Below are 501 nucleotides of genomic sequence, written 5' to 3' on the forward strand. Positions count from 1 at the left end.
TAGTTAATGTCAGCTTTTATATCCGCAATAATGATACGTTGTTTTTTCGCCAACATTTCCCCAATTTTGATTTGATCTTCTGAAATTATTGAACGTTCTTTCCCAATTTGAGCAGGGAAAAAGCTATTCATTTCACAAACACCATTTGAATATTCAACTTCTTGCACGCTTTGCGTGGTATCTGTTAAATCTAACCGCTTGAGTTTTTGCTCTTCCAAGTTTTTAAACAATTTTTTTACTAATTCTTCATAGCACCTTTCTTCAAAATCGCTGAACTTTGCTTGTTGAACAGCAATACCCAAATCAATTAGCCCATAGGTTTCTTTGATAAACCATTGGTTTAATTCCGATTGAACTTGCTTGATTGCATTTTTTACTTCTTCCGTATTCGGTGCCACAATCAAAAATTTACCCGCCGCATTCATCATTTGTGAAGTGGTTGGTAATTTACAAACATTTAAAATTTTAAGTGCGGCTAATTCTGTGAAAAGAGACACTTGG

General features: G+C 34.3%; 1 protein-coding gene. It reads right to left on the bottom strand.

All coding sequences use genetic code 11. The annotated features are described in order from the left end of the window. Positions 1–501: HD domain-containing protein (locus F1381_RS28005; RefSeq protein ID WP_222850506.1), on the bottom strand; the 501-nt coding region annotated here is incomplete at both ends.

It is taken from the genome of Paenibacillus tengchongensis, assembly GCF_008973665.1.
GTDB classification, from domain to species: domain Bacteria; phylum Bacillota; class Bacilli; order Paenibacillales; family Paenibacillaceae; genus Paenibacillus_AQ; species Paenibacillus_AQ tengchongensis.